At 75.9% G+C, this 9,311-nt stretch carries 2 protein-coding genes and 1 pseudogene; all 3 read left to right on the forward strand.

What is annotated here, in order from left to right; genetic code table 11:
* Positions 1-2,801: pseudogene (locus AWC27_RS32705) on the forward strand (PE family protein); the annotation flags it as partial.
* Positions 2,802-3,035: 234 nt separating this feature from the next.
* Positions 3,036-8,498: a PE family protein gene (locus AWC27_RS12055; RefSeq protein WP_085670698.1), complete on the forward strand. Its 5,463-nt coding sequence runs from the start codon at positions 3,036-3,038 to the stop codon at positions 8,496-8,498.
* 322 nt (positions 8,499-8,820) lie between these two features.
* Positions 8,821-9,311, forward strand: a 491-nt coding sequence (locus tag AWC27_RS12060; RefSeq protein WP_139836944.1) for a PE family protein, incomplete at its 3' end; no start/stop codon positions are given.

A 9,311-nucleotide genomic window follows, 5' to 3' on the forward strand; every position in this document is an offset into this window, starting at 1 on the left:
CCGGTCACACCGGCGCCGGCGGCGCGGGCGGGGCCGGCGGCAACAGCGGCGCCGGTGGCGTCAACGGCAGCGGCGGCCATGGCGGTAACGGCGGCGCCGGGGGTAATGGCGCCGACGGCAACTCCGGGGTCGGTCTCGGTGCGGCCGGCGCCGCCGGCGGCGACGGCGGTGCGGGCGGCAACGCCGGCGCGGGCGGCAACGCCGGCACCGGCGGCAGCGGCGGCACCGCCGGCAGTGGCGGCAACGGTGGGGCCGGCGGCAACGGCGGATTCGGCGGCGCCGGCGACAACGCAACTACCGTGACGGACACCGGTATCGGTGCGGCGGGCTTAAGCGGCGGGGACGGCGGCCTCGGCGGTCACGGCGGCAACGCCGGCGCGGCGGGGCACGCCGATGTCGGCGGCACCGGCGGTGCTGTCGGCACCAACGGCAATGGTGGACTCGGCGGCAGCGGCGGCGCCGGAGGCGCTGGCGCCGACGGCAAGTCCGGTGTGGGCCTGGGCACCGCGGGCTACGACGGTGGCCAGGGCGGCACCGGCGGCACCGCGGGGACGGGCGGCAAAGCAGGGACCGGCGGCACCGGCGGGACCGACGGCACTGGCGGCACCGGCGGTACGGGCGGCGCGGGCGGTAGCGGTGGCACTGGCGACAACACCACCACCGTCGCAGCCGACGGCACCGCCGGCACCGGGCTGGCCGGCGGAGCCGGGGGCGCCGGCGGCGCCGGCGGCAACAGCGGTGTTGACGGCACCAACGGCACCGGCGGCCAAGGCGGCACCGGCGGCGCCGGCGGCAACGGCGCCAACGGCAAGGCCACCGTCATCGAAACGCAGCCTCTCCAGGAGACCGTCGTGGGCGGCGATGGCGGCACCGGCGGCACCGGCGGTGCCGGCGGGGCGGGCGGCCAGGTCGGCACCGGTGGCACCGGGGGCCACAACGGCGGCGGCGGCACCGGTGGCACCGGGGGCCACGGCGGAGCTGGTGATAACGGCGTAGACGTGTCCAGCGCTCCCGGCTACAACGGCGGTGCGGGCGGCACGGGCGGCGTCGGCGGCAACAGCGGCAACGGCGGCACCAACGGAACCGGCGGTGTCGGGGGCACCGGCGGCACCGGCGGCAACGGCCACGACGGTGGCGCCTGGCGCGGCAACAGCCCGAGCACCGAGGTCGGAGACCCCGGCGGCAACGGTGGCAACGGCGGCGACGCCGGGGCGGGCGGCCAGGCCGGCACCGGCGGCGTCGGCGGCGCCCAAGGAGCCGCCGGCACCGGCGGCACCGGCGGCAACGGCGGCAACGGCATTGACGGCTTCAACGGCACGTCCAGCGCCGTCCCTAATGGCGCGGGCGGCGGTGCCGGCGGCAACGGCGGGGCAGGCGGAAACAGCGGCGCCGGCGGCACCAACGGCACCGGCGGCCTCGGTGGACACGGCGGCAACGGCGGCAACGGCTACACCCCCGGCTCGGACGGCCAGGCCGACACCAGTTCGCGTGGCGGCGACGGAGGCGACGGAGGCAATGCCGGCGGCGGCGGCCAAGCCGGCACCGGAGGTACCGGCGGCGCTGCCGGGAGCAGCGGGAACGGCGGCAATGGCGGCGCCGGTGGCAACGGCGGCATCCTCAACGACATCGGCGGCAACGGCGGCAACGGCGGCAACGGCGGCGCCGCAACCGGCGCCGGCGGCAGCGGAGGCAACGGCGGCCACGGCGGCACCGGCGGCGGCAGCAGCGGCGACAGCACCAACACCAACCCCGCCGGTAACGGCGGTAACGGCGGCAAAGGCGGCGCCGGCTCCACCGCCGGCGGCGACGGTGGAGGCGGCGGAGCCGGCGGCTCCGCCTCACGGTTGGGCAACGGCGGCTACGGCGGCAACGGCGGCGACGGTGGCGTCGCCACCGACGGCGCCGGAGGCGCGGGCGGGGCCGGCGGCAACGGCGGCACCACCCTCTTTTCCGGGGTCCTGGACCCGAACACCACCGGCGGCGCGGGCGGCGACGGCGGCAGCGGCGGCAACGGCGGGAATGGCACCACCGCCGGCGGGCATGGTGGCAACGGCGGCAACGGTGCAGGCAGCAGCAACGGAGGCCCCGCCGCCACTACCCCGGGCAAGGGCGGCAACGGCGGCAACGGCGGCAACGCCAGCGGTTCCGGCGGGCATGCCGGCAACGGCGGCGACGGCGGCAGCGCCGCCAACGGCACGGGCCACCCCGGAATGAGCGGCGGCAACGGCGGCGCTGGCGGCAACGCCACCGGCGACCACGGCACAGGCGGCCACGGCGGACACGGCGGCAAGGGGGGCAATACGGGATTTGCCTCCCAGGGTGGCCAGGGGGGCGACGGCGGGCACGGCGGTGACGGCTTCGTCGCAGGTAACGGCGGCCATGGTGGCAACGGCGGGACCGGCGGTAACAGCAACCCCGGTGCCAGCGGCGGCGCCGGCGGAAATGGCGGCGGCGGTGGCACCGGCACCGGCACGGGAAGTGAAGGCGGCGACGGCGGCGACGGCGGCCGGGGAGGCGACGGCGGCGGTGGCGCGGGGGGCAACGGTGACCTCAAGGGGGGCAGCGGTGGCGCTGGCGGCAACGGCGGATGGGGCGGCAACGCCGGCATCGATGGCACCGGTGGCACCGGGGGCAACGGGGGTAGCGGCGGCGACGGCGGCCAGGGTCGAGTGGGTACCAACCAGATAAAGCCTGGCGGGCCCGGCGAGTCCGGCGGCTTCGGCGACGACACCCCTACGGGGAACCAGGGTGGCGCACCCGGCGCGGGCGGCGCGGGTGGCGAAGGCGGCCCAGTGTCTTAACCGTGGCGGTGACGGCGGCGCCGGCCCTCCGGCGCAGTTGGCGGAGGTCGGGCGGCATGACTAACAACGGACCTCCCGAACCGTTGGTGAACAGCTCGTTCAGCAATTGAGCAATCTTTCTACATGCACCGGTTGGCAACGTTTCGCTGCGTACTTCGAGACGGCACGAGCCCCTGCTAATCACACACACGGCGAGGCCGATTCCGGATCGTGACTTGAGCGAAGGAGCCATCGATGTCGTTTATGTTTGCCTCACCGCAACTGATGACAGCAGCAGCCGCGGACGTGGCCGGGGTCGGGTCGGCGGTCACCGCGGCCGCCCACAGCGCCTCCGCGTCGACCACCCAGTTGCTGGCCGCGGCCGGCGACGAGGTGTCCGCGGGCATCGCGGCGCTCTTCAGCTCCCACGGCCAGCAATTCCAGGCCCTCAACGCCCAGGCGAAAGCGTTTCACGACCAGTTCCTGCGCAACCTGACCGCCGGCGCCAATTCCTACGCCACCGCCGAGGCCACCAACTCCGCATTGCAAACCGTGGAGCAGAACCTGCTCAGCGTGATCAACACCCCCACCCAACTGCTGCTGGGGCGCCCGCTAATCGCCAACGGCGCCAACGCAACCACCCCCGGCGGCCGCGGCGGCGACGCCGGATTGCTATGGGGCAACGGCGGTAGCGGTGCTGCGGGTGCCGCCGGCCAGGCCGGCGGAGCCGGTGGTTCGGCGGGGCTGCTATTCGGCAACGGCGGGGCCGGCGGGGCCGGCGGTGCGGGCGCCTCCGGTGCCGCCGGTACAGCCGGCGCGGCGGGCGGCAACGGCGGCATGGGCGGCAAGGGCGGCCTGCTCTTCGGCCATGGCGGAGCCGGTGGTCTGGGCGGTGACGGCGGAGCCGGGGGCGCCGGGGCGTCGGCCGCAGCCGGCACCGGCTTATTAGGCAGCACGGGCGGAACCGGCGGGGCCGGCGGCCACGGCGGTGCCGGCGGCGCCAACGGGCTGCTATTCGGTACCGGCGGCAACGGCGGACTGGGGGGCAACGGCGGCGCCGGCGGAAGCGGCGGAGACGGCGCGGCCGGCACGGGTACCACAGGCGGGCACGGTGGAACCGGCGGAGCCGGCGGGGCGGCCGGGCTAGGAGGCGCCGGCGGTGGTGGCGGCGGCGTCACCGGCGCCGCAGGTAGCGGCGGCACCGGAGGTAACGGCGGCAACGGCGGCAACGGTGACGTCGGCGCCAACAGCGCCGGTGTGAGCGATGGCCTGATGGGCCACACCGGTTTTGCCGGCGGTGCCGGCGGTACGGGCGGAGCGGGTGGCAACAGCGGTGTCGGCGGCACCAATGGCAGCGGCGGCCTTGGCGGGAACGGCGGCAAAGGCGGCGCCGGAGGTAACGGCTATGCAGGCGTAGACAACGGATCCGCCTCCAACAACGGCCCCGGTGGCGCCGGCGGCGCCGGCGGCAATGGTGGTAACGCCGGCGCCGGGGGCCTGACCGGCAACGGAGGCACCGGTGGCAGCACCGGCGGCGCGGGTCACGGTGGCAACGGCGGAATCGGCGGTAACGGCGGCACCGGCGCCAACGGCGCCATGAGTGCGGGCGCCGGCGGCGTCGGCGGCCAAGGTGGGGCAGGCGGCACCGGGATCAACGGCATCAACGGGGGTAGCGGCGCGGCCGGGGGGCACGGCGGTGACGGCGGGATCAACGCCGCAGATGGCATCAGCGGCACCGGCGGCACCGGCGGTGCCGGCGGCAACGCTACCGACGGCGGCGCCGGGGGCACCGGCGGTCTTGGCGGCAACGGCGGCGTCAACAACGTCACCGGCGGCACAGGGGGTCAAGGCGGCGCTGGCGGCGCCGCAACGGGCACCGGCGCCAGCGGCGCCGGGGGCACCGGCGGCACCGGCGGCACCGGCGTCCTCGAAGGCGGCACCGGCGGCGCCGGCGGCGCTGGCGGTAAGAGTGGTTCCGGCAGCGCCGGCGACGGTGGCACCGGCGGCCAAGGTGGCGCCGGGGGCACCACAACCACCGGCGGCACGGGTGGTACCGGTGGCGACGGTGGCGCCGGTGGCACCTCAACCAACGGCGGCAACGGCGGCAATGGGGGCTCCGGCGGTAGCGGCGGCAACTCGATCAGTGGAGGTAACGGCGGCAACGGTGGCACCGGCGGCACCAACGGCACGACTACCGGCGGGGGCAGCGGCCACAGCGGTAACGGCGGCACCGGCGGTCAAGGCGGCAACGGCAGCACCGGGCCTAACGACCGCATCGGCGGCAGAGGCGGGGACGGCGGCGCCGGCGGCGCCGCCACTGCTGGCGGGGACGGCGGCACCGGCGGCACTGGCGGCACCGGCGGACAAGGTGGCCAAGGCGTCATCGCCGACACCGGTGCCACCGGCGGGACGGGTGGCAGCGGCGGCGCGGGCGGCGCGGCAGTCGGTGGTGGCAAGGGCGGCGCCGGCGGCGAGGGCGGCCTAGGCGGGGCGGGCGGTACTTCCACCAACTCAGGCGCTGGTGGCACCGGGGGTCAAGGCGGCACGGGCGGCGCAAGTGATTCCGGCAACGCCGGCACCGGCGGCCAAGGCGGCGCCGGCGGCGCCACCAACGCCGGAGGTACCGGCGGCAACGGCGGCAACGGCGGCAACGGCGGCAACGCGACCAACGGCGGCAACGGCGGCAACGGCGGCGCCGGTGGCAATGCCGCCGCCGGCGGTGTGGTGGACGGTAGCCACATTGCCGGCACCGGCGGCCAAGGAGGCGACGGGGGCCAAGGCGGCACCGCAACCAAGGGCGGCAACGCTGGCAACGGCGGGAGCGGCGGCACCGGCGGTTCCGGCGCCACCGGTATGGCCAATCCGAGCCAAGGCAGCACTAATGGGGGCAACGGGGGCAGCGGCGGCGGTGGCGGCCAGGGCGGCGCGGCAACCGGCGGCGGCGCCGGCGGCATCGGCGGCCAAGGGGGCAATGGCGGCGCCGGCGGCGACGCGGGCGCCTATGGTGTCGCAGGCGACGGAGCTACCGGCGGCAATGGCGGCATGGGCGGCGCTGGTGCCAACGGCATCAACTCGGGCAATGGCGGCAACGGCGGCAACGGAGGCACCGCCCTCCAAAACGAAGGCGTCGGCGGCCATGGCGGAAACGGCGGGCAAGGAGGCACCGGCAGCCAAGGAGGCAGCGCCGGCAAGGGTGGCAACGGCGGCAACGGCGGCAACGCGGTTCAGTTCGGCACCGGCGGGGCGGGCGGCAACGGCGGCCAAGGCGGCACCGCAACCGACAGCAGCACCGCAGGCGCCGGGGGCAGCGGGGGCACCGGAGGCTACGCAACGTGGGCCGACGTCCAGTACGGCGCGGGTGGCGCCGGTGGCAACGGCGGCCAAGGCGGCACCTCAACCGGAAGTGGCAACGCCGGCGACGGTGGCAGCGGCGGCATGGGCGGCACCGGTGCCCTTGGCGCCGACACCGGATTCACGGGCGCTAGCGGCGGTGCCGGCGGTAGCGGCGGCGTCGGCGGCACCGCAACCGGCAGCGGCAAGGGCGGCAACGGCGGCGGCGGCGGCACCGGCGGCACCGGCGGCCCCGGCGGCGGCGGAACTATCGGCGGCAGCACCGGTGGGCTCGGCGGCGACGGCGGCCAGGGCGGCAATGGCGGCACCGCAGCCAGCAACGGCCCGGGCAGCGCTGGCGGCATCGGTGGCCAGGGCGGCACCGCAACCGACGGCAACGCTGGAAACGGCGGCGCCGGCGGCAACGGCGGTGGAGGGGGCGACGCCAGCGGGCTCGCCAACGACGGCGGCGACGGCGGGGCCGGCGGCCAAGGCGGCGACGGCGGCAGCGCAACCGACGGCGGCAAAGGGGGTACCGGAGGCAAAGGCGGTCTAGGCGGCGCAGGCGGGACCGGCTACGACGCTAACTATCCCAACAACCCCAACCTCTCCGGCGACCGCGGCACCAATGCAGGGAGCGGCGGCGACGGCGGTGCGGGCGGTGCCGGCGGTAACAGCACCAACGGCGGCACCAACGGCAGCGGCGGCGACGGCGGCACCGGCGGCGTCGGGGGCGCCGGTGGCGATGGCGGCTTCGGCAACACCGGAATCAACGGCGGCAACGCGGGCAAGGGCGGTGACGGCGGCCAAGGTGGCGTCGGCGGCACAACTGGCACCGGCGGTACCGGCGGGGCAGCGGGAACCGGCGGCGGCGGCGGAACCGGCGGCGGAGGCGGAAACGGCGGTACAGGTGGGGGTGCCGGCGATCCTGGCGGTACCGGCGGGGACGGCGGCGCCGGCGGCGCCGCCGGTGCGGGCGGCCAAGCCGCTGACGGCAGCGGCGGCACGAACGGCTCCGCGGGCATCGGGGGCGACGGCGGCGCCGGGGGCACCGGCGGCTGGGGCACAACGGGCGGCACCGGCGGTAACGGCGGCCAAGGTGGCGCGGCAACCGCAACCGGCGGCACCGGCGGCAACGGCGGGGCCGGGGGCAACGGCGGAAAAGGCAACTACACCACCAACACAGGCGGCAACGGCGGCCTCGGCGGCCTCGGCGGCGACGGCAGCGCCGCCGGCACCACCGCTGGCAACGGCGGCCAGGGCGGCAACGGCGGCGACGGCCAACGCGGAGGCGTCGGCGGCAACGGCGGCGCCGGCGGCAACGGCTTCGATGGCGGCAACGCCGGCAGCGGCGGCGGTGGCGGCAACGGCGGCTTCACCACCGGCACCGTCACCTTCGCCGGTACCGGCGGTGACGGGGGCATCGGCGGGCCGGGCGGCGCGAGCATCGGGGGCGGAAAAGCTGGCAACGGCGGCAATGGCGGCAACGGCGGTACCGCCCAAATCAATGGGCCCAATGGCGACGGCCAGAACAACAATTGGGACGGCAACGGCGGCAACGGCGGCGCAGGAGGCATCGGCGGTGGCGCAATCGGCGGCACCAGCAACGGCGGCGACGGCGGCCGCGGCGGCGACGGCGGAGATGCCTACCAAAGTCGCGTCGAGCAGGGGATATACACCGGCACAGGCGGTAACGGCGGCGCTGGCGGCGCCGGCGGCATGGCAACCGGCAGCGGCAACGGCGGCACCGGGGGCGACGGCGGCTCGGGCGCCGCAGGCGGCGTCGGCGACAGTCACCCATTCCTATCCAACACGGGCGGTCCCGGTGGCAACGGCGGACAAGGCGGCACGGGCGGCGCCGGCGGTGCCGCCAGCGGCAGCGGCAACGGCGGTTCCGGCGGAAACGGCGGCGGTGGTGGCCACGGCGGCGAGGGTGGCGACGGCCCCGACGGTGTGGCCGGCACTACCGCGGGCAATGCCGGCGCTGGCGGCAACGCCGGCATGGGCGGCACCGGTGGCGCTGCAACCGGTACTGGTGATGGCGGTGCCGGCGGCAACGGCGGCGTCGGCGGCAACGGCGGCAAGGGCGGGTTCGCCGTGGTCCACAGCGGCAGTGGCGCCAACGGCGGCAACGGCGGCGGCGGCGGAGCCGGCGGAAATAGCGCATTGGCCACCGGCGGTCGCGGCGGCGACGGCAGCAACGGCGGCAATGGCGGCGACGGCGGGAACTACACCGACAACGTCTACGGCACTGCCGGCGGCGGAGGTAGCGGTGGGGGTGGCGGAATCCACGGCAACGGAGGCGCCGGCACACCTCCCGGCTCCCCTGGCAGCGACGGTGACAGCGGCACGCAGGGTGCTGCCGGTGTCTATTCCGGGGACAACTAAGCCGCTGGTCAGCGGCGGACTCGCACGACAAACCGCGCAAGACCCGCCGCCCCGCAGTAGCAGTTGACAAGCACTACCAGCTAGGGAGTGGCAGGTGACACACCCGACATCCAGCAGCCTCTAACGCACCGTTGACGGTCTCAATAAGACCCTCCGTTATGTCGGTGACCTGCGGCTTCAATAACTGATCAGCCTTTTCACATGTCACCACAGGCAACGTCTACGTCATCCCGTTCGATGCGCGCCGCTCATGCCAGGAGGTAGGTGCAGCCCGGCCCAGGGTCTGCACCACTTCCCTCGCGGTTCGAGGAAGGACACACCGATGTCGTTCATGTTTGCTTCCCCGCAGCTGATGGCGGCCGCGGCCGCGGATGTGGCCGGGATCGGCTCGACGGTCAGCGCAGCCGCCCACACGGCGTCGGCCAACACAACCCAGCTGTTATCGGCAGCCGGTGATGAGGTATCCACCAGCATTGCCGCGTTGTTCAGCGCCCACGGTCAGCAGTTCCAGGCCATCAACGCCCAGGCGGCAACCTTTCACGACCAATTCCTGCGCACCCTGAGCGCCAGCGCGAACTCCTATGCCGTTGCCGAGGCCGCCAATACGGTGCAGCAAGAGTTGCTTGCCGCGATCAACGCACCCACCCAAATGTTGTTGGGCCGCAACCTGATCGGTGACGGAGCCAACGCCACCACCCCCGGCGGCAAGGGCGGCGACGGCGGGCTGCTGTGGGGCAATGGGGGCAATGGCGCCGCTGGCGCTGCCGGCCAGACCGGCGGGGCGGGCGGCTCGGCGGGGCTGTTCGGCAACGG

Source organism: Mycobacterium szulgai (assembly GCF_002116635.1).
Classification (GTDB): domain Bacteria; phylum Actinomycetota; class Actinomycetes; order Mycobacteriales; family Mycobacteriaceae; genus Mycobacterium; species Mycobacterium szulgai.